Annotated in this window: 21 protein-coding genes; 20 read left to right on the top strand and 1 reads right to left on the bottom strand. The window is 62.1% G+C overall.

The features are described from left to right. The first annotated feature begins 2 nt into the window (after positions 1 to 2). The 17 genes from nuoG to YY7_RS0107930 all read left to right on the top strand — a co-directional run bounded on the left by nuoG (position 3) and on the right by YY7_RS0107930 (position 20560). Positions 3 to 2078, top strand: coding sequence for an NADH-quinone oxidoreductase subunit NuoG (nuoG, locus tag YY7_RS0108010; RefSeq protein ID WP_028162796.1), 2076 nt, complete (start codon positions 3 to 5; stop codon positions 2076 to 2078). Positions 2079 to 2088: 10 nt separating this feature from the next. After that, complete coding sequence (nuoH, locus tag YY7_RS0108005) at positions 2089 to 3159, top strand: NADH-quinone oxidoreductase subunit NuoH (RefSeq protein ID WP_028162795.1); 1071 nt, start codon at positions 2089 to 2091, stop codon at positions 3157 to 3159. Positions 3160 to 3166: 7 nt separating this feature from the next. Next, positions 3167 to 3655, top strand: a complete 489-nt coding sequence (nuoI, locus tag YY7_RS0108000; RefSeq protein ID WP_027575308.1) for an NADH-quinone oxidoreductase subunit NuoI — start codon at positions 3167 to 3169, stop codon at positions 3653 to 3655. 59 nt (positions 3656 to 3714) lie between these two features. Continuing rightward, positions 3715 to 4353 carry an NADH-quinone oxidoreductase subunit J gene (locus YY7_RS0107995; protein WP_028162794.1) on the top strand — a complete coding sequence of 213 codons (639 nt, stop codon included), beginning with the start codon at positions 3715 to 3717 and terminating at the stop codon, positions 4351 to 4353. Further along, the gene (gene nuoK / locus YY7_RS0107990) at positions 4350 to 4658 is read left to right on the top strand and encodes an NADH-quinone oxidoreductase subunit NuoK (RefSeq protein WP_028162793.1); all 309 of its coding nucleotides are present in this window, start codon (positions 4350 to 4352) and stop codon (positions 4656 to 4658) included. The genes YY7_RS0107995 and nuoK overlap by 4 nt, the downstream gene beginning before the upstream one ends. Before the next feature lie 7 nt (positions 4659 to 4665). Continuing rightward, positions 4666 to 6735, top strand: coding sequence for an NADH-quinone oxidoreductase subunit L (gene nuoL / locus YY7_RS0107985; RefSeq protein ID WP_028162792.1), 2070 nt, complete (start codon positions 4666 to 4668; stop codon positions 6733 to 6735). Beyond that, positions 6735 to 8246 carry an NADH-quinone oxidoreductase subunit M gene (locus tag YY7_RS0107980; RefSeq protein ID WP_028162791.1) on the top strand — a complete coding sequence of 504 codons (1512 nt, stop codon included), beginning with the start codon at positions 6735 to 6737 and terminating at the stop codon, positions 8244 to 8246. Before nuoL ends, YY7_RS0107980 begins: the two co-directional genes overlap by 1 nt. 11 nt (positions 8247 to 8257) lie before the next feature. Beyond that, positions 8258 to 9694, top strand: coding sequence for an NADH-quinone oxidoreductase subunit NuoN (nuoN, locus tag YY7_RS0107975; RefSeq protein WP_028162790.1), 1437 nt, complete (start codon positions 8258 to 8260; stop codon positions 9692 to 9694). Further along, a complete protein-coding gene (locus tag YY7_RS0107970) occupies positions 9695 to 10507 on the top strand; it encodes a biotin--[acetyl-CoA-carboxylase] ligase (RefSeq protein ID WP_028162789.1) in 813 nt (270 codons plus the stop codon). Continuing rightward, positions 10507 to 12177, top strand: a complete 1671-nt coding sequence (locus YY7_RS0107965; protein WP_028162788.1) for a ribonuclease J — start codon at positions 10507 to 10509, stop codon at positions 12175 to 12177. Before YY7_RS0107970 ends, YY7_RS0107965 begins: the two co-directional genes overlap by 1 nt. A 55-nt stretch (positions 12178 to 12232) precedes the next feature. Beyond that, on the top strand, positions 12233 to 12637 hold the full coding sequence (gene mce / locus YY7_RS0107960) for a methylmalonyl-CoA epimerase (protein WP_028162787.1): 405 nt from the start codon (positions 12233 to 12235) through the stop codon (positions 12635 to 12637). A gap of 106 nt (positions 12638 to 12743) precedes the next feature. Continuing rightward, positions 12744 to 13019, top strand: coding sequence for a DUF1467 family protein (locus YY7_RS0107955; protein ID WP_028162786.1), 276 nt, complete (start codon positions 12744 to 12746; stop codon positions 13017 to 13019). A gap of 259 nt (positions 13020 to 13278) precedes the next feature. Continuing rightward, positions 13279 to 15174, top strand: a complete 1896-nt coding sequence (locus YY7_RS0107950) for a sigma-54-dependent Fis family transcriptional regulator (RefSeq protein WP_028162785.1) — start codon at positions 13279 to 13281, stop codon at positions 15172 to 15174. Between the two features lie 276 nt (positions 15175 to 15450). Beyond that, a complete protein-coding gene (locus YY7_RS0107945; protein WP_028162784.1) occupies positions 15451 to 16239 on the top strand; it encodes an SDR family NAD(P)-dependent oxidoreductase in 789 nt (262 codons plus the stop codon). A 144-nt stretch (positions 16240 to 16383) separates the two neighbouring features. Next, positions 16384 to 17445, top strand: coding sequence for a hypothetical protein (locus YY7_RS0107940; protein WP_028162783.1), 1062 nt, complete (start codon positions 16384 to 16386; stop codon positions 17443 to 17445). A 148-nt stretch (positions 17446 to 17593) separates the two neighbouring features. Beyond that, positions 17594 to 18670 (top strand): 2,3-butanediol dehydrogenase, encoded by a 1077-nt coding sequence (locus tag YY7_RS0107935; RefSeq protein ID WP_028162782.1) that lies wholly within the window; start codon positions 17594 to 17596, stop codon positions 18668 to 18670. 87 nt (positions 18671 to 18757) lie between these two features. Further along, positions 18758 to 20560, top strand: a complete 1803-nt coding sequence (locus tag YY7_RS0107930) for an NAD(P)/FAD-dependent oxidoreductase (protein WP_028162781.1) — start codon at positions 18758 to 18760, stop codon at positions 20558 to 20560. Positions 20561 to 20671: 111 nt separating this feature from the next. Here YY7_RS0107930 and YY7_RS0107925 read toward each other — a convergent pair whose 3' ends face one another. Beyond that, positions 20672 to 21910: an ABC transporter substrate-binding protein gene (locus YY7_RS0107925; protein WP_035689541.1), complete on the bottom strand. Its 1239-nt coding sequence runs from the start codon at positions 21908 to 21910 to the stop codon at positions 20672 to 20674. Between the two features lie 178 nt (positions 21911 to 22088). Between YY7_RS0107925 and YY7_RS0107920 the strand changes: the two genes are divergently transcribed. The 3 genes from YY7_RS0107920 (at position 22089) to YY7_RS0107910 (ending at position 25025) form a co-directional block, all read left to right on the top strand. Then, positions 22089 to 22913 carry a phytanoyl-CoA dioxygenase family protein gene (locus tag YY7_RS0107920; protein WP_028162779.1) on the top strand — a complete coding sequence of 275 codons (825 nt, stop codon included), beginning with the start codon at positions 22089 to 22091 and terminating at the stop codon, positions 22911 to 22913. Beyond that, positions 22914 to 23939 (top strand): alpha/beta fold hydrolase, encoded by a 1026-nt coding sequence (locus tag YY7_RS0107915; RefSeq protein ID WP_028162778.1) that lies wholly within the window; start codon positions 22914 to 22916, stop codon positions 23937 to 23939. It abuts the gene before it with no gap. Between the two features lie 123 nt (positions 23940 to 24062). Next, complete coding sequence (locus tag YY7_RS0107910; protein WP_210164685.1) at positions 24063 to 25025, top strand: GntR family transcriptional regulator; 963 nt, start codon at positions 24063 to 24065, stop codon at positions 25023 to 25025. Positions 25026 to 25032: the final 7 nt, after the last annotated feature.

Here is a 25032-nt window from a genome sequence, read left to right as displayed (position 1 = left end):
AAATGACCAAACTGATCATCGATGGCAAAGAGATCGATGTGCCGCCGGAATACACGCTGCTCCAGGCGTGCGAGGCCGCCGGCGCCGAAATCCCGCGCTTCTGCTACCATGAGCGGCTGTCGATCGCCGGCAACTGCCGGATGTGCCTCGTCGAAGTGAAGGGCGGCCCGAAGCCGGTCGCAAGCTGCGCCTGGGGCGTGCGCGACTGCCGTCCGGGCCCCAAGGGCGAGCCGCCGGAAATCTCCACCCGCTCGCCGATGGTGAAGAAGGCGCGCGAAGGCGTGATGGAGTTCCTGCTGATCAACCATCCGCTGGACTGCCCGATCTGCGACCAGGGCGGCGAATGCGACCTGCAGGACCAAGCGATGGGCTATGGTGTCGACACCAGCCGCTTCGCCGAGAACAAGCGCGCGGTCGAGGACAAATATCTGGGCGCGCTGGTCAAGACCTCGATGAACCGCTGCATCCAGTGCACGCGCTGCGTCCGGTTCTCCGCGGAAGTGGCGGGCGCCCCGGAAATGGGCGCGACCGGCCGCGGCGAGGACATGGAGATCACGACCTATCTGGAGCAGGCGCTGAGTTCGGAACTGCAGGGCAATCTGGTCGACATCTGCCCGGTGGGCGCGCTGACCTCCAAGCCCTACGCCTTCGTGGCGCGGCCCTGGGAGCTCGGCAAGACGCAGTCGATCGACGTGATGGATGGCGTCGGCTCGGCGATCCGGGTCGATACCCGCGGCCGCGAGGTGATGCGGATCCTGCCGCGCATCAACGAGGCCGTGAACGAGGAGTGGATCTCCGACAAGACCCGTCACATCGTCGACGGCCTGCGTACCCAGCGGCTCGACCGGCCCTATATCCGCGAGAACGGCAAGCTCCGCCCGGCCTCATGGCAGGAAGCCTTCGCAGCGATCGCGGCCAAGGCCGGCCGCATCGACGGCAAGCGGATCGGTGCCATCGCCGGCGACGTTGCCGCGGTCGAGGAGATGTTCGCGCTGAAGGAGCTGCTGGCGAAATACGGCTCGTCCAACCTTGCCGTGCAGGGTGGCGATGCCTTCGATCCGAAGGCGGGCCGCGGCAGCTACATCTTCAATCCGACGATTGCGGGCATCGAGCGGGCGGACGCGCTCCTGATCATCGGCTCGACCCCGCGCAAGGAAGCCGCGATCATCAACGCGCGGATCCGCAAGCGCTGGCGGACCGGCCAGCTCAAGATCGGCGTGATCGGTGCCAAGGCGGACCTGACCTACGACTACGACTATCTTGGCGCCGGACCGGAGACGCTTGCAGCTCTCGCTGCCGGCAAGCATTCCTTCGCCGACGTGCTCAAGAATGCCAAGAACCCGATCGTGCTGGTGGGCGCCGGCGCGTTCGCGCGCCAGGACGGTGCGGCGGTGCTGGCGCAGGCGGCGAAGCTCGCGGTCGATTTCGGCGCGCTGAAGGACGACTGGAACGGGTTCGGCGTGCTGCACGATACCGCCTCCCGGGTCGGTGCCCTCGACGTCGGCTTTTCGGGCGGCGCCGGCGGCCTCAATGCGACGCAGATGACGACCCCTGGCACGCTCGACGTGCTGTTCCTGCTCGGCGCCGACGAGATCAAGGTGCCGGACGGGACGTTCGTCGTCTATATCGGCACCCATGGCGACCGCGGCGCGCACCGCGCCGACGTGATCCTGCCGGGTGCGGCCTACACCGAGAAGTCCGGCATCTACGTCAACACCGAGGGCAGGGCACAGATGGCCGCCCGCGCCGCGTTCCCGCCCGGGGAAGCGCGCGAGGACTGGGCGATCATTCGCGCGCTCTCGGACGTGCTGGGCAAGAAGCTGCCTTACGATTCGCTGGCTGCCTTGCGCCAGGCGCTGTTCAAGGCGGTGCCGCATCTGATGCGGATCGACCAGATCGAACCGGGCAAGGCCGACGATATCAAGGCGCTTGCGTCGAAGGGCGGAAGCGCCGACAAGGCGGTGTTCCAGAGTCCGGTCGAGGACTTTTACCTGACCAACCCGATCGCCCGGGCGTCCGCCGTGATGGCGGAATGTTCGCGCCTGGCCTCGGCGCGGATGCTGACGGCAGCGGAGTGAGCGTGATCTGATGGCTGATTTCTTCGCAAGCTCGTTCTGGACCGGTTTCCTGTGGCCGCTGATCATCATGCTGGCCCAGAGCGTGCTCCTGCTCGTCGTGCTCCTGATCGCGATCGCCTACATCCTGCTCGCCGATCGCAAGATATGGGCGGCGGTACAGATCCGCCGCGGCCCCAACGTGGTCGGGCCCTGGGGATTGCTGCAATCCTTCGCCGACCTCCTGAAGTTCGTGCTGAAGGAGCCGACGATCCCGGCCAGCGCCAACAAGGGCGTGTTCCTGTTGGCGCCGCTGGTGTCCTGCGTCCTCGCGCTCGCCGCCTGGGCGGTGATCCCGATGAATTTCGGCTGGGTGATCTCCGACATCAATGTCGGCGTGCTCTACATCTTCGCGATCTCCTCGCTGTCGATCTACGGCATCATCATGGCCGGCTGGTCGTCAAACTCGAAATACCCGTTCCTGGCGGCGCTCCGCTCCGCGGCGCAGATGGTGTCCTATGAAGTCTCGATCGGCTTCGTGATCATCACCGTGCTGCTCTGCGCCGGTTCGCTCAATCTCTCCGCGGTGGTCGAAGCGCAGAACACCCGCGGGCTGGCCCACCTGATCGGCCTGCCGCAGCTCACCATCCTGAACTGGTATGTGTGGCCGCTGTTGCCGATGTTCGTGGTGTTCTACGTCTCGTCGCTGGCGGAAACCAACCGCCCGCCGTTCGACCTCGTGGAAGCGGAATCCGAACTGGTCGCGGGCTTCATGGTCGAATACGGCTCGACGCCGTATCTTCTGTTCATGCTTGGCGAGTATGTCGCGATCACCACGATGTGCGCGCTGGCGACGATCCTGTTCCTCGGCGGCTGGCTGCCGCCGGTGGCGCTGCCGCCGTTCACCTGGATCCCCGGCGTGATCTGGTTCGCGCTGAAACTCTTCTTCATGTTCTTCCTGTTCGCGATGGCGAAGGCGATCGTGCCGCGCTACCGCTACGATCAACTGATGCGGCTTGGCTGGAAGGTGTTCCTGCCGCTGTCGCTGGTGATGGTGGTGGTCGTTGCCGCTGTGCTGCAGTTCGCCGGCATCGCGCCGAAGTGAGGCCGTCATGAATATCAACGCAACAGCCCGCTCGCTTCTGCTCTCGGAATTCGTCTCGGCGTTCTTCCTCGCCATGCGCTATTTCTTCCAGCCGAAGCCGACCATCAACTATCCCTTCGAGAAGAACCCGATCTCGCCCCGCTTTCGCGGCGAGCATGCGCTGCGCCGCTACCCGAACGGCGAGGAGCGCTGCATTGCCTGCAAGCTGTGCGAGGCGATCTGCCCGGCCCAGGCGATCACGATCGAGGCTGGGCCGCGCCGCAACGACGGCACCCGCCGCACCGTGCGCTACGACATCGACATGGTGAAGTGCATCTATTGCGGCCTGTGCCAGGAGGCCTGCCCGGTCGATGCGATCGTCGAAGGACCGAATTTCGAATTCGCGACCGAGACTCGCGAGGAACTCTACTATGACAAGGCCAAGCTGCTCGCCAATGGCGACCGCTGGGAGCGCGAGATCGCAAAGGCGATCGAGCTCGACGCGCCATACCGCTGAGGTGAGGGCATGATCCTTCAGAACATTCCCACGTCATTCCGGGGCGCGGAGGCTCGCCGATGATCCTTCCCGCACTGTTCTTCTACCTGTTTGCCGCGGTCTGTGTGGCGTCGGCGGTGATGGTGGTTGTGTCGCGCAACCCCGTCCACTCGGTGCTGTATCTGATCCTGGCCTTCGTCAACGCCTCGGGCCTGTTCGTGCTGATGGGCGCCGAGTTCCTGGCGATGATCCTGATCGTCGTCTATGTCGGCGCGGTCGCGGTGCTGTTCCTGTTCGTGATCATGATGCTCGACGTCGATTTCACCGAGCTTCGCGAGGGCTTCCTCGAATACCTGCCGGTCGGCCTTGTGATCGGCGGCATCTTCATGTTCGAGCTTCTCTTGATAGCCGGCGCCTGGGTGATCAATCCCGCCGTCACCAAGACGATCACCGCGGCGATCCCGACCAACGTCTCCAATACCGAGGCGCTCGGGCTCGTGCTCTACACGAAGTACATCTTCTACTTCCAGATCGCGGGGCTCGTGCTGCTGGTCGCGATGATCGGCGCCATCGTGCTGACGCTGCGCCACAAGGCGAATGTCAAGCGGCAGAACATCACCGTGCAGAACGCGCGCACGCCGGAAATGGCGATGGCGCTGCGCAAGGTGACGTCGGGGCAGGGGCTGCAGGAAGCTGATGCGGCGGAGTGGGTGAAATGACGATCGGGCTCGGACACTATCTCTCGGTCGGCGCGATCCTGTTCACGCTCGGGATCCTCGGCATCTTCCTGAACCGCAAGAACATCATCGTCATCCTGATGTCGATCGAATTGATCCTGCTTTCGGTCAACATCAACCTGGTGGCGTTCTCGACCTTCCTCGGCGACATCGTCGGCCAGGTGTTCGCGCTCCTGGTGCTCACGGTGGCGGCCGCGGAAGCCGCGATCGGGCTTGCCGTCCTGGTGGTCTATTTCCGCAACCGCGGTTCGATCGCGGTTGAAGACGTCAATCTGATGAAGGGCTAACGCGCCGATGTACCAGGCAATCGTCTTCCTGCCGCTGCTGGGCGCCATTCTCGCAGGGCTCATCGCGATCGTCGGCGCCCATGCGCGCAACCCGAGCGGCGACACCGTCGAACATCACGACGATGCGCATGGCGATGCCCATGCCTCCGCGGCCCACGATGAACATGCCCACGGCGATCATGGCCACGACGACCACCACGTGAGCGAGCCGCCGGCCGCCGGCTCACGTGCGGCCGAGCTGATCACGACCGGGCTGTTGTTCGTCTCCGCGGCGTTGTCCTGGTTTGCGCTGGTCGACGTCGGCTTCCTGCACCACGACGCCCGCGTCCCGCTGTTTCCCTGGATCACTTCCGGCGACCTGCAGGTCTCCTGGGCGCTACGGATCGACACGCTGACTGCGGTAATGCTGGTCGTCGTCAACACCGTGTCCTCGCTCGTGCACCTCTACTCCATCGGCTACATGGACGAGGACCCGAACCGGCCGCGCTTCTTCGCCTATTTGTCGCTGTTCACTTTCGCGATGCTGATGCTGGTGACCGCGGACAATCTGGTGCAGATGTTCTTCGGCTGGGAAGGCGTGGGCCTGGCGAGCTACCTGTTGATTGGCTTCTGGTATCAGAAACCGACAGCAAATGCCGCCGCGATCAAGGCGTTCGTCGTCAACCGTGTCGGCGATTTCGGCTTCTTGCTCGGCATCTTCTCGATCTTCGCGCTGATCGGTTCGACCGATTTCGACACCATCTTCGGCGGCGCCGGGGGCCTGACCGGCAAGACCATCAATTTCTTCGGCTGGCATGTCGATGCGCTGACGCTCACCTGCGTCCTGCTGTTCATGGGTGCAATGGGCAAATCGGCGCAGTTCCTGCTGCACACCTGGTTGCCGGACGCGATGGAAGGCCCGACGCCGGTCTCGGCGCTGATCCATGCCGCGACCATGGTGACCGCCGGCGTCTTCATGGTGGCGCGGCTGTCGCCGCTGTTTGAGCTGGCGCCGAACGCGCAGGCCGTGGTGATGTTCTTCGGCGCGACCACCGCGTTCTTTGCCGCGACCATCGGCCTGGTACAGAACGACATCAAGCGCATCGTCGCTTATTCGACCTGTTCCCAGCTCGGCTACATGTTCGTGGCGATGGGAGCGGGGGCCTATTCGGTCGGCATGTTCCATCTGTTCACCCACGCCTTCTTCAAGGCGTTGCTGTTCTTGGGTTCCGGCTCGGTGATCTACGCGATGCATCACGAGCAGGACATCCGCAACATGGGCGGGCTGTGGCGCAAGATCCCCTATACCTATGCGGTGATGGTGGTCGGCACGCTCGCGCTGACGGGCTTCCCGCTGACCGCCGGCTACTTCTCCAAGGACGCGATCATCGAGTCGGCCTATGCCTCGCATAATCCGTTCGCGTTCTACGGCTTCCTGCTGACGGTGTTCGCCGCCCTCCTGACCTCGTTCTATTCCTGGCGCCTCATCTTCAAGACCTTCCACGGCACGCCGCACGACGAGGAGCACTACGAGGCCGCACATGAGAGCCCGATCTGGATGCTGATCCCGATCGGGGTGCTCGCGGTCGGCTCCTTCCTCGCCGGTTTCCCGTTCAAGGAATTGTTCGCGGGTCACGGCATCGAGGAGTTCTTCCGCGAATCCGTGAAGATGAACCCGCATATCATCGAGGAAATGCACCACATCCCCGAGAGCATCGCCTTCCTGCCGACGGTCATGATGGTGCTGGGCTTCCTGATCGCGTATCTCTTCTACATCAGCCGGCCCTATCTGCCGGTTGAGCTCGCCAAGCAGCAGCCGATGCTCTACCAGTTCCTGCTCAACAAGTGGTATTTCGACGAGCTGTACGATCTGATCTTCGTGCGGCCCGCCAAGTGGATCGGTTACACGCTCTGGAAGAAGGGTGACGGCGCCATCATCGACGGCTTCGGGCCGGATGGCGTGTCGGCGCGTGTGCTCGATGTCGCCCGTAATGCTGTGAAGATCCAGACCGGCTATCTCTACCACTACGCCTTCGCCATGCTGATCGGGGCTGCCGGCCTGATCACCTGGTTCATGTTCGGCCTGGGAGGCCAGTGATGACGACCTGGCCCATCCTTTCCGTAGTTACCTTCCTGCCGGCGCTCGGCGCGCTTCTGGTCTATCTGCTCGCGCGGGGCGGGGACGAAGCGGCGAACCGCAACGCCCGCTGGATTTCGTTCTGGACCACGCTGATCACCTTCCTGATTTCGTTGATCCTGGTGGTGCGGTTCGATCCGGCGAACGCCGACTTCCAGTTCGTCGAGAAGGCGTCGTGGCTCGCCACCGGCATCAATTATCACATGGGCGTCGACGGCATCTCGCTGCCGTTGCTGATCCTGACCACCGCAGTCATGCCGTTCTGCATCATAGCGAGCTGGAAATCGGTCACGCAGCGCGTGAGCGAATACATGATGGCGTTTCTGATCCTGGAAACGCTGATGGTCGGCACCTTCTCGGCGCTCGACCTCGTGCTGTTCTACCTGTTCTTCGAAGGCGGCCTGATCCCGATGTTCCTGATCATCGGCGTCTGGGGCGGGCCGCGCCGGGTCTATGCCTCCTTCAAGTTCTTCCTCTACACGCTGCTCGGCTCGGTGCTGATGCTGCTTGCCATCATGGCGCTGTACTGGAACGCGGGTACGACCGACATTCCGACCCTGATGCACACCGCCGTGCCGTACAACCTGCAGAAGTGGGCCTGGCTCGCGTTCTTTGCCTCCTTCGCGGTGAAGATGCCGATGTGGCCGGTGCACACCTGGCTGCCTGACGCCCACGTCGAAGCGCCGACCGCGGGCTCGGTGATCCTTGCGGCAATCCTCTTGAAGATGGGCGGCTACGGCTTCCTGCGCTTCTCGCTGCCGATGTTCCCGCTGGCGTCGCACGACTTCGCGCCGCTGGTCTTCGCGCTGTCCGTCATCGCCATCATCTACACCTCGCTGGTGGCCCTGATGCAGGAGGACATCAAGAAGCTGATCGCCTATTCGTCCGTCGCCCATATGGGCTTCGTCACCATGGGCGTTTTCGCCGGGACCATGCAGGGGGTCGCCGGCGGCGTGTTCCAGATGATCTCCCACGGCATCGTCTCCGGCGCGCTGTTCCTCTGCGTCGGCATCGTCTACGATCGCATGCATACCCGCGAGATCGCCGCCTATGGCGGCCTGGTGAACCGGATGCCGCTCTATGCGCTGGTGTTCATGGTCTTCACCATGGCCAATGTCGGCCTGCCCGGCACCAGCGGCTTCATCGGCGAATTCATGACGCTGCTCGGCACGTTCAAGGTGTCGCTGCCGACCACGGTGCTTGCCACCACCGGCGTGATCCTGTCCGCGGCCTACGCGTTGTGGCTCTATCGCAAGGTGGTGTTCGGCGCGCTGGTCAAGCCGTCCTTGATGAGCATCAAGGATCTGACGGCGCGCGAATGCCTGATCCTGTTCCCGCTGGTGGCGCTGACCATCCTGTTCGGCGTCTATCCGAAGCCGGTGCTCGATATGTCCGAAGCATCGGTCCAGCAGCTCGTCAATAATTACAACACCGCCGTGACTGCCGTGAAGGCAGCCGCGCTGCTCCAGTAAGGCCTTAACCCATGAGCTTCTCGAGTGCAGGTTATCAGTTGCAGCCGGTGCTGCCCGAGCTCGTGCTTGCGGTCGGCTCGATGGTGCTGTTGATGATCGGGGCCTATCGCGGGCAGGGGACGACGCGGTTCGTGACCACGCTTGCGACGTTGCTGCTCATCCTCACCGGCGTGCTCATACTGATGCTGCCGTCCGGTAAGCTCGTCACCTTCGGCGGCAGCTTCATCGTCGACGACTTTGCCCGCTTCCTGAAGATCCTCGCGCTGATCGGCTCGGCGGCAACGCTGATCCTGTCGACGGAATTCCTGTCCGATCCGTCGCGTCGCATCTTCGAATATTCGATCCTGGTGCTGCTCTCGACGCTCGGCATGATGGTGCTGATCTCAGCGGGCGACCTGATTGCGCTCTATCTCGGGCTCGAGCTGATGAGCCTTGCGCTCTACGTCGTCGCCGCCAGCCACCGCGACAACGCCAAGTCGACCGAAGCCGGACTCAAGTATTTTGTGCTGGGCGCGCTGTCCTCGGGCATGCTGCTCTATGGCGCCTCGCTGATCTATGGCTTCACCGGCACTGTCAATTTCGCTGGCATCGCGGCGGCTGCGACGACCGGCACACCCGGCATCGTGTTCGGGCTGGTGTTCCTGCTCGCCGGCCTCTGCTTCAAGGTCTCGGCGGTGCCGTTCCACATGTGGACGCCCGACGTCTATGAGGGCGCGCCGACGCCGGTCACGGCGTTCTTCGCTTCCGCGCCGAAGGTCGCGGCGATGGCAGTGTTCACCCGTGCGACGCTGACCGCATTCCCCGGCATCGTGCCGCAGTGGCAGCAGATCCTGGTGTTCGTCTCCATCGCCTCGATGGCGCTCGGCTCATTCGCTGCGATCGGGCAGAAGAACATCAAGCGCCTGATGGCCTATTCCTCGATTGGCCACATGGGCTTTGCGCTGGTCGGGCTCGCCGCCGGCACGGTGGAAGGCGCGCAGGGCGTGCTGATGTACGTCGCGATCTATGTCGCGATGACGCTCGGCTCGTTCGCAATCATCCTCGCGATGAAGCGCAACGGACAGCATGTCGAGCAGATCAGCGATTTCGCAGGCCTCTCGCGCACCAATCCGCTGCTCGCCTTCTTCTTCGCGATGCTGTTGTTCTCGCTCGCCGGCATTCCGCCGCTCGCGGGCTTCTTCGCCAAGTGGTACGTCTTCGTCGCGGCGATCAAGGCCAACCTGTTCACCCTCGCCGTGATCGGCGTGCTGACCAGCGTGGTGGGCGCCTACTACTATCTCGCCATCATCAAGACGATGTATTTCGACGAGCCGGTGGGTAAGCTCGATCCGGTCCGGATCGAATTGCGCGGGGTGCTGGCGGTCGCGGGCCTCTTCAACATCTTCTTCTTCGCTTATCCAGGACCGCTGGTCAGCGTTGCGACCGCCGCGGCGAAGTCACTTTTCTAGATGCCGTTTGCACTTGGTCATCGCGCCACTTCCGCCGGCTACAGGCTAGCCGCCTTTGACCAGGTCGGCTCGACGAATGCGGAGGCTCTGGTCCGCGCCCGTGACGGCGAGCGCGGACCGATGTGGTTCGTGACGACTGAGCAGACGGCGGGGCGCGGCCGACGGCAGCGGACCTGGATCGCCCCACGCGGCAATCTCGCCAGCAGCATCCTTGAGGTCATGGACGTCGCGCCCGCGGTCGCGGCGACGCTCGGCTTTGCCGCGGGGCTGTCGCTGGAGGCTGCGCTGCAAAAGATCAGCGTCGAGGCGGCGCTGCGTCTGGGCGGGACGGATGCGCTGAAGTTCTCCCTGAAATGGCCGAACGACGTGCTGGCCGGGAACAAGAAGCTCGCCGGCATCCTGCTCGAGGCCGAGATCGTCGCGGGCGGCCGCCTTGCCGTCGTGGTCGGCATCGGCACCAATGTCGTGGGGGCGCCGGAGGGCACGCCGACGCCCGCGACCTCGCTGGCCGCTCTTGGCGTCCATGTCGGCGCCGAGGAGCTGTTTACCGCGCTTTCGGAGGCCTGGGTGGAATTCCGCGGCGTCTGGGACAACGGCCGCGGTTTTGCGGAAATCCGCAGGCTTTGGCTCGCGCGTGCGGCCCGGCTGGGGGAGAATGTGGCGGTCCAGACGGGGAACGCTATTCTCGAAGGCACGTTCGACACCATCGATGAGACAGGTTGCATGATTATCCGGCTGCCCGACGGCAAGCACGTCCCCGTAACCGCAGGCGAGGTCTATTTCGGTACGGCGGCCTCAGTAGGATCTGCCTGATGGCGCGGCCGGATGAACTGACCTTTGCGCCGCTCGGCGGCGTCGGCGAGATCGGCATGAACCTGTCGATCTATGGGCTCGGCAATCGGCAGCAACGGTCCTGGCTCGCGGTCGATCTCGGCGTCTCCTTCGGTGACGAGGAGCATCTGCCCGGCATCGACCTGATCATGCCCGACATCTCGTTCCTGGAGAAGGAACGACAGAACCTGATGGGCCTGGTGCTGACGCACGCCCATGAGGACCACTTCGGCGCCATCATCGATCTCTGGCCGAAGCTGCAGTGCAAGATCTACGCGACGAAGTTCAGCGCGGCGCTGTTCGAGGCCAAATGCGCCGCCGAGCGCAACCCGCCGAAAATCCCGATCACCGTGGTGCCCTCGGGCGGGCGCGTCGATATCGGCCCGTTCAACGTCGAATTCATTCCGGTCGCGCATTCAATTCCTGAGTCGCATGCGCTCGCGATCCACACCGAGGTCGGCACCGTCCTGCACACCGGCGACTGGAAGCTCGACCCGACGCCGACCGTCGGGCCGCCGACCGATGAGAAACGCTTGCGCGAGCTTGGCGACGCCGGCGTGCTGGCGCTGGTCGGCGATTCCACCAACGCGGTACGCGACGGGCGTTCGCCCTCGGAAGCCGAAGTGTCGAAGACCATCGCCGGGCTGGTCAAGGGCGCGAAGGGCCGCGTCGCGGTGACGACCTTTGCTTCCAACGTCGCACGCATCAAGGCGGTCGCCGATGCGGCGCGGATCGCGGACCGCGAGGTCGTGGTGGTCGGCCGCGCCATGGACCGCGTGGTCCAGGTCGCGCGCGAGACCGGCTACCTCGACGGCGTGCAGAATTTCCGCGGGCCCGATCTCTACGGCCACTTCCCGGCTGACAAGGTGCTGGCGATCTGCACCGGCAGCCAGGGCGAGCCGCGCGCGGCGCTGGCGCGGATCGCCAAGGACGATCATCCGGAGATCACGCTCAACAAGGGCGATTGCGTGATCTTCTCCTCCCGTACCATTCCGGGTAACGAGAAAGCAGTTGGCTCGATCATCAACGACCTGGTCGAGCAGGGTATCGAGGTCATCACCGACCGCGACCATCTGGTCCACGTCTCCGGCCACCCGCGCCGCGACGAAGTGCGCGACCTGCTGTCCTGGGTGCGGCCGCAGGTTCTGATCCCGGTACATGGTGAAGCGCTGCATTTGCACGAGCACGCCAAGCTTGCGCGTGCTGCGGGCGTGCCAAAAGTGATCGAGTGCCGCAATGGCGACTTGGTCAAGCTCGGGCCCGGCGAGCCCGGGATCATCGCCGAGGTGCCCTCAGGGCGGCTCTACAAGGATGGCATCATTCTGGAGGACGCCAAGTCGCGCGCCGTGGTCGAGCGGCGGCGGCTGGGATTTGCCGGCTGCGCCTTCGTCGCGATCGTCATGACGGCGCAGGGGGAACTGGCCGAAGATCCGGAGGTCGACCTGGTCGGCGTGCCGGAGAAAAACAGCGTAGGCGAGGTGCTCGACGAGATCGTGTTCGATGTGGTGGTATCGACCGTGGAAGGCCTGCCGCGGGCCCGCCGGCGCGACCCGGATGCGGTCGCGGAGTCGGTCCGCCGCGCAGTGCGCGGGACCGTGAACGAGCATTGGGGCAAGAAGCCGATTTGCATCGTTCACGTGCTGACGGTCTGACGCCGGTTCGGCACGGCGGCGACAAGAACAAGCGTAACTGCGAGGGACAGACAACATGCTGGGCCGGCTCAACCACGTCGCGATAGCGGTCAAGGACGCCAAGAAGGCGGCCAAGATCTACGGCGCGGCATTCGGCGCCGAGATTTCGGATGCAGTGCCGTTGCCGGAGCACGGTGTCATCACCGTGTTCGTGACCTTGCCCAACACCAAGATCGAGTTCATCGAGCCGCTCGGCGATGCTTCGCCGATCGCAAAATTCGTCGAGCGCAATGCCGACGGCGGCATCCATCACGTCTGCTACGACGTGCCCGACATCATCGCCGCGCGCGACCGGCTGATCGCCGAAGGCGCGCGCGTGCTCGGCGACGGCCAGCCCAAGATCGGCGCCCACGGCAAGCCAGTGCTGTTCTTCCATCCGAAGGATTTTTCCGGCGCGCTGGTCGAGATTGAGCAGGAGTAGCGCCTGATCGGTTCTGATTGCATCAGAACCGATCAGGCTCTAGCTTTTGTCTCGACGCGTTTTCTTGACGCGAACCGGCATCCACTTCGCTTGAAAACGCTACGGCATGGCTTACAGCATCTCAACCGCGTTCGCGATCTACTTCGTCTTGTGGTGGGTCGTGCTGTTCCTGACGCTGCCGTTCGGCGTGCGCAGCCAGCACGAGGAGGGCGGGGGCGTCGAAGGCACCGATCCCGGCGCTCCGATCATGGCGCGGATGGGCCGCAAGCTGCTCTGGACCACGCTGATCTCGGCGGCCATTTTTGCTGTTGCGATGTGGGCCTACAACGCCGGCTATCTCAGCATCGAAAGATTGTCGAAGTTGATGGGAACGCCGTTCTAGCGCGCGTTGTTTTTTGACTAGTCCACTGACTTTCGGCCTGTTCCTCATGGGAAGGATGGGCGCTTCGGTCTTGGGCCTTCCGGCACGGTCCGGTCTATTTGAGATGTTGCTGTGCGAGGCGGCGGACACAGGCGCTTGATGCGAACTGATCCGCTGGAAGAAGCGTGTTTACATTCGACAAAACTCGTGCAGACTTGCCCGGCCTGGGAAAAAAGAGAAAATATGGCCGTGGCCGTTGGGAGGCAGCGCGGATTGTCGCATGTTTTCGCATTCTGACCATATCCGCGAAATCGAAAGCGTCAGTCTCGGCGCGGCAACCAACCGTGATGATATTGTCGTGCAGAGCTGGCTGCGCTGCATCAACCAACACCGGCTCGATCCGGCACAGGCTTGCGAAGCCTATATCGTTCCCGATACCGAGTTGCGTGAGCACCGTCAGCAGTCGGAAGTACTGATATCGATCGCGCGCTCGGGACTTGAGAACCTGTTTCGGCAGGTCGCCGGCCAGAACTATGTGTTGCTGCTCTCGGACCGCCAGGGCGTGACGGTCGAATTTCTTGGAGATCCGCTGTTCGACAATAATCTGCGCAAGGCGGGGCTCTATCTTGGCTCAGAGTGGTCGGAATCCCGGGCGGGTACCTGCGCCGTAGGCGCCTGCATCGAAAGCGGGGATGCGCTAAGCATTCATCAGACCGATCATTTCGACAATACGCACACGCCGCTGTCCTGCACTGCTGCGCCGATCTACGATGTTCGCGGTGCGCTCGCGGCGGTGCTGGACATTTCGCTCCTGAGTTCTCCCATCAAGAAGGCGAGCCAGAATCTCGCTTTGCACCTGGTCACGGCGACCGTGCGGCGTATCGAACTGGCCAACTTGATGGCGCAGGCAAGCCGGGAGTGGGTGCTGCGCTTCGCCCGATCGCCGGAATTTCTGGACGTCGATCCGGAGGCGGCCATTTCCATCGACGGATCTGGACGCATCATCGGGATGACCAATGGTGGTGCCAAGATCTTGGCACGTTCCGTGAGCCGCGACTGGCGCCAGCCCGACGATCTGATCGGGCAGCCCATTTCGCGCTTCTTTGAAATTGATATCAACGACTTGCCGAATCTGACACGACAACGCCGCACGCAGGATCGCCTCGTCTTTGCCCGCGACGGCAACGCGCTGTTTGCCCATGCGATCGAACCGAACATCGCCGTGCGCGCCCCCGCAAGCATCAGGCACGAGATTCCCGCCTCGTTGCGCGATCTCGGCCGAGGCGATCCGCAAATCGCGTCACTTCAGGTCAAGGCTGCAAAACTTGCCGCAAAGCCGTTGTCGATCCTCATTCAGGGCGAAACGGGAACCGGCAAGGAATATCTCGCCCGTGCGATCCATGACAGCAGCGCCGTCAAGGGCAGGTTTGTCGCCGTCAATTGTGCGGCGATTCCCGAGCAGTTGATCGAAGGCGAACTGTTCGGCCATGTTCCGGGGGCTTTCACCGGGGCCAATACCAAGGGCCGCAAGGGTCTGATTGAAGAGGCTGACGGCGGCACGTTGTTCCTCGACGAGATCGGTGACATGCCGCTGCCGCTGCAGAGCCGGTTGTTGCGTGTGCTCGCCGAGAAGGAACTGATGCCGATCGGTGCGACCCGTCCGAAGCCGGTCGATGTTCGCGTGATCTCCGCCTCCCACCGCATGATCGAAACGCTCGTGAGGGTAGGGTCCTTTCGTGAGGACTTGTTTTACCGGCTGAACGCCGCAACGCTGTTCTTGCCGCCGCTCAGGGAGCGATCCGACTTTGCGTGGCTGCTGGGCAAGATCATGGAGAGGCATCGGGCGAAGGAAGATTCTCTGGTGGTGTCCCCGGCAGCGCTCGATGTGCTTGAGACATACGCCTGGCCTGGCAACATCCGTGAATTGGACAATGTCATCTCGGTTGCCGCGGCGCTCTGTCAGAACGGCGTCATCGAACCTCACGATCTCCCGGATGCTTTGCTGAAAACGACCCGCGTCGCAAAGGCGAAAGAGCCGCATTCGCAGAAGACGATGCTGGAAACGATGCTTGCGGCCTGCGGCGGAAATATTTCGGAAGCCGCGCGCAGGCTGGGTGTCGACCGGTCCACCGTTCATCGTCAAATCAAGCGATACGGTTTGAGCCAACGTACCTGACGCTGTCGCGGTGCGACTGCAACAGGTGTGGCATCTGTTGCAGGCCGTGCAACAGTAGCGACCGCTGTTTCGCTAGAGCATTTTCGGTTCTGATTGAATCAGAACCGAAGCTCTAGATTCTTGTTTTGACGCGTTTTCTTCACGCGAACCGGTGTCCACTTCGCTCGAAAACGCTCCAGAAAACGAAGGATTCTTCGGGTTTTGCCGTTGGCACGGCGATTGCTCCTTTCATTTGCAAGCATTCGTAAGAGTGCAACAGCAAATGGGAGGATTTTCATGCCATTCGATCTCGAGGGGCGCGCGATTGTCGTGACCGGATCCGGCCGCGGCATCGGCGAAGCCATCGCACGCGGTCTTGCGGCGGATGGGGCGCTGCTGACGATCGCGGACATTGACGAAGGCAATGCTTCCACAGTCGCGGAAGGAATTCGCGCCGCAGGCGGCAAGGCGATTGCCGTCCGCGTCGATGTCACCAGCCGCGACAGCGTCAAGGCCATGATCGCCGCGACGGTGAAGGCGCACCGCAAGCTGGATGTGATCTTCAACAATGCGGGCATAGCGCAGACGAAGCCGTTCCTGTCCATCACCGAGCAGGATTGGCGCAGGGTTATGGATACCAACGGTCTCGGTGTTCTCATCTGCATGCAGGAGGCGATCAAGCAGATGATCGCGCAGGGCCACGGAGGCAAGATCATCAACACCGCCTCTATCGCGGGCAAGCAGGGTTATGAACCGCTCGCTCATTATTCGGCCAGCAAGTTCGGCGTCGTGGCGTTGACGCAGGCGGCGGCCCGCGCTTTCGGAGCGCAGAAGATCAACGTCAATGCCATCTGTCCGGGTGTCGTGGCGACGGACATGTGGAAGCTCATCGACAAGGGCTTCAAGGACGAGGGTTTGACCTCGCGCGACAACGAAGCCTTCGAGACGTTCTCTGCCGGGATTCTGCTCGGGCGTCCATCCGCGGCGGACGATCTCTGCGGTGTTTCCCGGTTCCTGGCGTCATCCGCATCCGACTACATGACCGGCCAGAGTCTCGTCGTCGACGGAGGCATGGTTCTTATCTGAGGTCGCGAAGAAAAATCATCACGCTCTATTGCGTTTTTGAGCGACGTGAAAAGCGGTTCGCGCGAAGAAACCGCATCAAAACAAAAACCAAAACCCCGGCTTGATTCCATCAGCGCCGGAAAGGCTCCAGGAGGGGAAACAAACATGCAGTATGCGATCGAGGTTGCGCCATTACGACTTAATTCGTCGATCAAGGGATTGGCGTTGGTCTACGGGCTCACGATACTTTCGTGTTTCATCGTCAATCTGATCGTGAAGGCGATGCCGATCGGACCATGGAGCAGCGATCAGATCAGCCAGATGTTCTGGCTGGATAACGTCACCTGGCAATTGCTCAGTCTGTGGTGGGCCCTGCTGTCAATCGTATGTTGCGGCTGGCCGTTTGATCGGATCAAGAACAATCTCGCGCGCGGATTTGTCATCGTTGCAGCTTCGTGGATGCTGGGCTGGTTATCGGCAAAGTCGATCTACTGGAGCGGGCTTGGCGCCGATTGGATATTTCCGATCGTCGGATGCATCTTCTTCTTTCTGGCGTTCTTTTCATTCACGGGTGAGAACTGGATCGTGGCGGGTATGCCGCCGTACCGGCAGTTTTTCATTCTGCTGGTTCTGATCGGCTTCTGCACCTATCTCGTTACGAGTTCGGTGGTGCGCTGGATACCGGCCTGGTGGTTTCCCTTCGTGCAGATGGGGGCCGCTACGGGGCTGCTCGCATACTGGACGCGGGGTATGAAACAACCGGGTCGCGGGTTTACGCAGATGGCGATCCTCTTCCTGACCGTGCTGCTCTGCCTATGGGTCAGCCGCTATTTGGGGCTGTGGGATTCCGCCAAGCCCGGCGTCGGGAATTTCTGGTCCATCGGATACTTCACCGACGATCAATACTGGCTGTTGTGGTTCATGGTCGCCTGTTCGGTTACCTATGGCGTTTTGATCCCCATTCACAACTGGCCGTTCTCCCAGATTCCCATGCCGTGGGGTGGATTGGCGGCGTCCAGCTTTTGCCTATTGCTCGCCTATCTGGTGACGAAACTCTTGTTCGACCTGATCGGGCCGGTTTTCGGCAACATCAGCGAAGCCTTCACCTACGGCTACATGGGCACGCACTGGTCCTTCATAGTTCCGATGCTGTTCGGTTACGGGCTGGCCGAGCCCTATCTCTGGAAGGGACAGAGGACACCAGGCTCATGGGATGATGTCCCGTGAGGATGAGAGAGAAGCCGAACCGGGCAACTCGCGATCATAGCCGGTCCAGGCAAATTTCCTTCCATGACCTCCAGCCCGGCATGAACCGGACCAGGCATTGAAGCCGAATGCAGCAAACCACAAACGCAAATAGTTACAGGAGGAAAGAATGAAAGCCTTGCGATTTCATGCAGCCAAAGATCTGCGTCTCGATACGATTCCAATACCGGCGGAAACGCCAGCCACGGGTCAGGTCCTGATCCGGAACCGCTTCGTCGGCATCTGCGGCACCGACCTGCACGAGTATGCCTACGGGCCGATCTTCATCCCCGTCGAACCGCATCCGTTTACAGGTGTCAGCGGGCCGCAGGTTCTCGGTCACGAATTCGGCGGCGTGGTCGAAGCGGTCGGGAAGGGGGTTACTTCGGTGAAGCCGGGCGATCGCGTATCGGTTCAGCCGTTGATCATGCCACGCGCCGGCGATTATTTCGCCGACCGCGGTCTCTTCCATCTCAGCCCGCAACTTGCATTGGCGGGGTTGAGTTGGGTGTCTGGCGGAATGGCGGAATATGCCCTGCTCAACGAATACAATGTTGAGAAGATTCCAGACGAGATGACTGATGAGGAAGCCGCGCTTGTCGAGCCGACAGCGGTGGCCGTCTACGCCTGCGACCGCGGTGGCGTGACAGCAGGCAACAGCGTGCTGGTCACCGGCGCAGGCCCAATCGGGATACTGACGCTGCTGGCTGCGCGGGCGGCGGGTGCTGCTCAGCTTTTCGTTTCAGACATCAACGACGCGCGATTGAAATTCGCCAAGTGCATCTTGCCTGACGTCGTCACCATCAATCCGAAGCGCGACAATCCCGGCGATGTGGTCCGCTCGCTGAGCGAAGGGAATGTCGGTTGCGACGTCGCGATCGAATGCGTTGGCAACGAGCAGACTCTCAAGGCCTGCACGGACGCGGTGCGGAAGCAGGGGGTGGTGGTGCAGACCGGTCTTCATCCCCACGAAAATCCGCTCGACTGGTTCCAGGTCACGTTCAAGGACATCGATATACGGGGATCGTGGGCCTATCCCACGCATTACTGGCCGCGTGTCATCAGGCTGATCAGCACCGGTCTGCTGCCGGCGAAGAAGGTGGTGACCAAGAAGATCACGCTGGATCAGGCGGTCGGAGGAGGCTTTGACGTGCTGCTCGATCCCGCCGGTCAGCATCTGAAAATCCTGATCGATCTGACGAAATAGCTTCTGCGAAAGGCGCGGGCGCTCGCCATGCATGGCGAGCGCCCGCGTTGACTGATGTTACCAAAATACAAGAGAGAGGAGACGACTATGCTGGACAATAGCCCTCACACCAAGGTGGAGGCTGCCCTCGGTAAGCTGGAGGACGCGCTCGCCGGCGGCGAGATCGATGTTGCGGTGAATCTGTTTCAGGCCGATTGCTACTGGCGCGATCTCGTGGCCTTCACCTGGAACCTGCGCACCATGGAAGGTCAGGGCCAGGTTCGCGAGATGTTGACGGCGCAGCTCGCCGGCATCAAACCCCGCCATTTTCGTCAGGACGCAAGCAATCCCGCGAGCGAAGTCGACGGCGTCGCGGACGGCTGGTTTGAGTTCGAAACCGAAGTGGCGCGCGGCTACGGCCATATCCGGCTGAAGAACGGACTGATATGGACGCTGCTCACAACCATGACGGAGCTGAAAGGCCACGAGGAGCCGAAAGGGTCGATGCGGCTCATGGGAGCCGAGCACGGCAGCGATCCTGCTCGCAAGACCTGGAAGGAAAAGCGCGAACAGGAGATCGCCGAGCTCGGCGTCAAGACGCAACCCTACGTCGTTATTGTCGGCGGCGGTCAGGGCGGCATCGCCCTTGGCGCACGATTGCGGCAGCTCGGCGTGCCGACCATTATCGTCGAGAAGAACGAGCGGCCGGGCGATAGCTGGCGCAAGCGCTACAAGTCGCTCTGCCTGCACGATCCGGTCTGGTACGACCACTTGCCCTACATCCCGTTCCCGGAGAACTGGCCGGTGTTCGCGCCCAAGGACAAGATCGGCGATTGGCTGGAAATGTACACGAAGGTCATGGAGCTGAACTACTGGAGTTCCACGACGTGCAAATCCGCCAAGTACGACGAGAAGGCAAAGGAGTGGACGGTCGTCGTCGAGCGTGGCGGCAAGGAGATCGTGCTGAAACCGAAACAGCTCGTGCTGGCGACCGGGATGTCGGGCAAGGCAAACATCCCGAAGTTCAGGGGACAGGACGTTTTCAAGGGCGAGCAGCAGCATTCGTCGCAACATCCGGGGCCCGACGCCTACAAGGGAAAGAAGGTGGTTGTCGTCGGGTCCAACAACTCCGCCCACGATATCTGCGCGGCGCTCTGGGAAGCCGGGGCGGATGTCACGATGTTGCAGCGCTCGTCGACCCACATCGTGAAATCGGACTCGCTGATGGAAATCGGCCTTGGCGATCTCTATTCCGAGCGTGCCGTCGCCTCGGGCATGACGACCCGCAAGGCGGATCTGATTTTCGCCTCGCTCCCCTATCGCATCATGCACGAATTCCAGATCCCGATTTACAACGCCATTCGCAAGAAGGATGCGGAGTTCTACAAGCGGTTGGAAAAGGCAGGCTTCATGCTGGATTTCGGCGACGACGAGTCCGGCCTGTTCATGAAATATCTGCGCCGCGGCTCGGGATATTACATAGATGTCGGAGCCTGCGATCTCGTTGCCGATGGAAGGATCAAGCTGGTGAGCGGCGTGAACGTTCGCGAGCTCAAGGAGCATTCCATCCTGTTGGATGATGGCCGCGAGCTGGACGCGGATCTGATCGTTTACGCCACCGGCTACGGCTCGATGAATGGTTGGGCTGCGGACCTGATCTCCAAGGACGTGGCCGACAAGGTCGGCAAATGCTGGGGACTTGGCTCCAACACGACCAAGGACCCTGGTCCGTGGGAAGGCGAACAGCGCAACATGTGGAAACCGACGCAACAGGAAGGTCTGTGGTTCCACGGCGGCAATCTGCACCAGTCGCGCCACTACTCCCAGTATCTTTCGTTGCAGCTAAAGGCCCGAAAGGAGGGACTTGCGACGCCGGTTTACGGCCTGCAGGAAGTCCATCATCTTTCCTGAGGTTCATTTGCGCGGGTGGCGTGCGGCGATTTCTGTCGCCGCACGCGAAGCGAGCCCGGGTTTCCTCCCTCTCCCCGTTCTTACAGGGAGAGGGGGCGCCCGAGCGCTAGGCTAGTTCGTCTCGCTCGCGGAGCGGCGTCCGGATATGACGTCGCCGAAGCGCTCCCAGCTTTCGCCCTTGAAGCGAATGAGCTGCAGGTCCTGGATCGGGCCGAAATCGTTGGCGCTCGTGTTCATCTTGATGCCCGGCAGCAGCCCGTCAAGCTCGACGTCCTTCAGCGAAGCGGCCTGCTTCATGACGTTCTCGCGCGTCAGATTGTCGCCGCAGGCTTTCAGGACATGGACCAGCGATTGGGCGGCTGAATATCCCGTCAGCACCAGCACGTCGGCCCGATTTCCCCTCGGATAATACTTCGTCAGAAACTGGTCGAAACGGCGGATGCCGGGATCGTCCTTCCACTGGGCGTCGGTCGCATCCTTCAGATAGGTGGCGGATACGATGCCCTGGCCGTTCTCCAGGCCGGCCGGTTTCATCACGCTCGCGACCGAAATCGAGACGCTGGTCATGACGTGCATGGGCTTCCAGCCGATTTCCGCGATCTTCTTGATGGCTTGCGCTGCAAACTTGGGAGTCGCGAAGTTGACGATGACGTCGACATTGGCTGACTTCATCTTCACGATGTGCGAGTCGATCGTCGGCTCCGAGGTCTCATAGCTCTCCTCGGCGACAATCATCGAGCGAGCCTTGTCGCCCAGCCCGTCCCGGAAGCCTTTCATGAAGTCGACGCCGGAATCGTCATTCTGGAAGAATACGCCGATCCTGGCGTCGGGCTTTTCGTTCAGTACGTATTTCGCGAAGCTGCGGGCTTCGCTCTGGTAGTTCGGCTGCCAGCCCGTGGTCCAGGGGAAGTGCTTCGGGTCGTTCCACTTGGTGGCGCCGCTGGAGACGAAGAGATGCGGCACTTTTTTCGTGTTCATGTATTTGTGGATGGCGCTGTTGGTCGGCGTTCCCAATGCATGGAAGATCAGGAGCACTTCGTCGCTTTCGACCAGCTTGCGGGCCTGCTCGACCGTCTTCGGCGGTGAGTAGGCGTCGTCATATGAGATGAAGTTGATCTTGCGGCCGTTGATGCCGCCCTGTTCGTTGATCATCCTGAAGTAGGCCGCCTCGGTCTCGCCGATGACGCCATAGGCGGACAGCGGCCCGCTATAGGGCATGATGTTGCCAATCTTGATCTCGGTATCGGTGGCGCCGACGTCGTATTTCTTCTGCGCCGAGGCCGTGCTGGTTGCGGCAAGCACAGCGACGGCCGCGAAAAACACCCGCCGGACGGTATGGCTCAATGACATTCCAACTCTCCCTAGCTTGCGCGGGCCGCTTTCTTCGCGCGGCCTCATTGGATCGGTCCGGCCGGACCGTCATGCTGGAGGGTTGACCGGTCCGAACTTGACGCGATATCCTGCCATCAATGTACATTGAATGCAATGTACATCATAAGAGGGTAGGGAAGAACAAGGGGAGAAGGAAATGCCGAAGGTGTTGTCGCCTGCGCAAATCGAAGGCTTTTGGAAAGATGGATATGTCGCTCCCATCCGCGCGATATCGACCGAGCAAGCGGCTTCGATCCGCGCGAAGCTTGAGGCGTTCGAGCGAACCATCGGCGGTCCGCTCAGCGGGTCGCTGCGCGGACGGAGCCATCTATTGTTCACCTGGCTGAACGACTTGATCCGCGAAGAGCGGATCGTCGATGCGATCGAGGATCTCTACGGCGAGAATATCCTGTGCTGGGCGAGCAGTTTCTTCATCAAGGAAGCGGAAGATCCATCATTCGTGTCATGGCACCAGGACTCCACCTATTGGGGCCTGTCGAGCCCGGATGTCGTCACCGCATGGGTTGCGCTGTCGGAGAGCAACAAGGCGAACGGCGCCCTGGAAGTCGTGCCCGGCACGCATCTGCAGGATCAGATCCCGCATCGCGATACGTTCTCCAAGAACAACATGCTCACGCGCGGACAGGAGGTTGCGGTAGAGGTCGATCCGAAAATGGCGGTCATGCTCGAACTCGAGCCGGGCGAAATGTCGTTGCACCATGTGCGCCTGATCCACGGCTCGGCGCCCAATCCGTCGAAGCGTCGCCGCATCGGCTTTGCGATCCGCTACATGCCGACGTCGGTGCGGCAGCTCGAAGGGGAAGACAGCGCCTCGCTGGTGCGTGGCGTCGATACTTACCGGACCTTCGAGCACGAACCGATTCCAAGCCGCGACATGGATCCGGTGGCGGTCGAGTTTCATCGCAAGCAGCACGAACGTTCGGTGAAGATCCTCTATAAGGGCGTGAAGGTGCCGGCATAGATGCACCCTCCCGTGCAGCCCGGCTGGATCGATGCACCGCACGGACGGCTAAGCCTGCCGCGCCTTGTATTGGAGAGCGGTGAAGCGATCGAGGACTTCGAGCTGTCCTATGCCGTCCATGGCGACATCGATGATCGTTCGCTTCCGGTCATCGTCGCCCTCTGCGCCATCGGAAGCAGCCACCACCGGCTTGATTTCCTGATCGGGGAGGGCCGGGCGCTCGATCCCGGCCGGGCCAGGATCTTCGCGATCGATGCAATCGGCAACGGCCTGAGCAGCTCACCGTCACTGTCGCGTCGGCAGCCGCGGCTGAACTTCCCTCGCTTCACCATCCGCGACATGGTGAACAGCCAGAAGCTGCTGATGCAGCATCTCGGCATCGAAACCGTCGATCTCGTGATCGGCGCCTCGATGGGCGGGATGCAGGCGCTGCAATGGGCGGTTTCCTATCCCGATATTGTGCGGCAGGTCGTGGCCATGACGCCGATGGCGAAGACGACCGCCTGGTCGGGCGCCGTCAACCATGCCGCGCGGCTTGCCCTGCAAAGCCATGCGGCGGACCCGAATACATGTGCGGACCAGCTTCCGAACCGCTGGGAAAGCTGGAGCGCGGTCATGCAGCTTCTCGGCGCGCGGACGCCGCAGCATATTGACAGGCAGTTCAGCGGTCCTGATGAGATCAGGCGCTGGTTGTCGGATCGTACTCGGCTCTGGCTGGAGCAGGGGTTCGATCCGCTCGATTGGATCTATCAGTCCTTCGCGTATGACGGCCATGATGTCGGTGATACGCCAGGCTTTCGGGGAGATACGATCGCCGCGCTGCGATCGATCCGGGCGCGGACGCTGATCGCGATCCCGCCGCTGGACCTCTACAATCCGACGGAAGCCGGCCGCTGGGCGGCGCAGCACATCGCCGATTGCGAATTGGTGGAGGTAATGTCGGATGCCGGCCACCAGGTTGCCAGTGCAACCGATCCAGCCGCCGCCTCCGAGCTGAACCGGCGGATAGGCACCTTCCTGCGATGAAGGTATATCTTCGCGAAGCGCTGTTCGCCGGTTAAGTTCCGGCGAAGTCTGCAACCAGACGTTGGGAACATGAAAGCGTCACCGCAAGCCGCCGCTGCTGCCGAAGCATTCGAGAAGACGTCGATGCAACGGGATGCATTTCTGTTGCTCAAGGACATGATCGAGCAGGGGCGGATTCGGCCCGGTGAGAAATTGCTGGAAGTGCAGGTCGCCAAAGCCTTCGGCATCAGCCGTTCACCCGCCAGACATGCGTTGCGGGCGCTGTGCGAGGCGAAGATCGTCCATCCATTGGAGGGGCGGGGTTACCAGGTCGCCGGCCGTCCGAAGGCGGAGCATGTCGGGCAGATCGCCTCGCTTGGCGAATCGCGGATCGCTCCGTTGCCGCAATGGGAACGGGTTTACAAGAAGGTCGAGCAGGAACTCTGGATTCGCGTGCTGTTCGGATCGCTCAGGATTACCGAGGCGGCGTTAGCTGACTTCTTCAATGTCAGCCGCACCGTCGCCCGCGATGTCCTTGCCCGCATGCACAGCGTGGGGATGGTCGGCAAGGACGGGCTCGGCCATTGGATTGCGCCGCATGTGTCGTCGGACAAGATCCGCGAACTGTTCGAGATGCGTGCGATCCTCGAGCCGGAGGCGCTGATGCGCGCCGCGCCGCTGGCGCCAGCGGCGGAACTCGGACGCATGCATGCGGACCTGCGGCGTGCGATATCAAACGGTCCGGTCGAAATCGGACCAGTCGGGCAACTCGAAACTGACCTCCACATCAATCTGCTGGACCATTGTCCCAACCGCGAGATCGTCAAGGCGCTGCAGAGAACGCATATCCTGTTTGTGCCGAGCCTTTATCTGCTCGACTCCAGCCTGAGCGTTCCGCAGGGGACCATGCACGATGCCCTGGAGGAGCATCTCGCGATCGTCGAGCGGCTCCGTCGCGACAATGTCAGCAAGGCCGCCAGATTGTTGCGCGAGCATCTGCGCTCCGCAGCAACACGCTGGCTCGAGCGTTTCGAGATTTTCTCGAAGGCGGACCGGTCGCCGCTGCCGCCTTATCTGTCTCCGTTCAAGGATACGGGTTCGAGCTGATCCGCAC

The organism is Bradyrhizobium elkanii WSM2783 (assembly GCF_000472865.1).
GTDB classification, from domain to species: Bacteria; Pseudomonadota; Alphaproteobacteria; order Rhizobiales; family Xanthobacteraceae; genus Bradyrhizobium; species Bradyrhizobium elkanii_A.
This window is presented reverse-complemented; position numbering and strand designations above follow the sequence as displayed.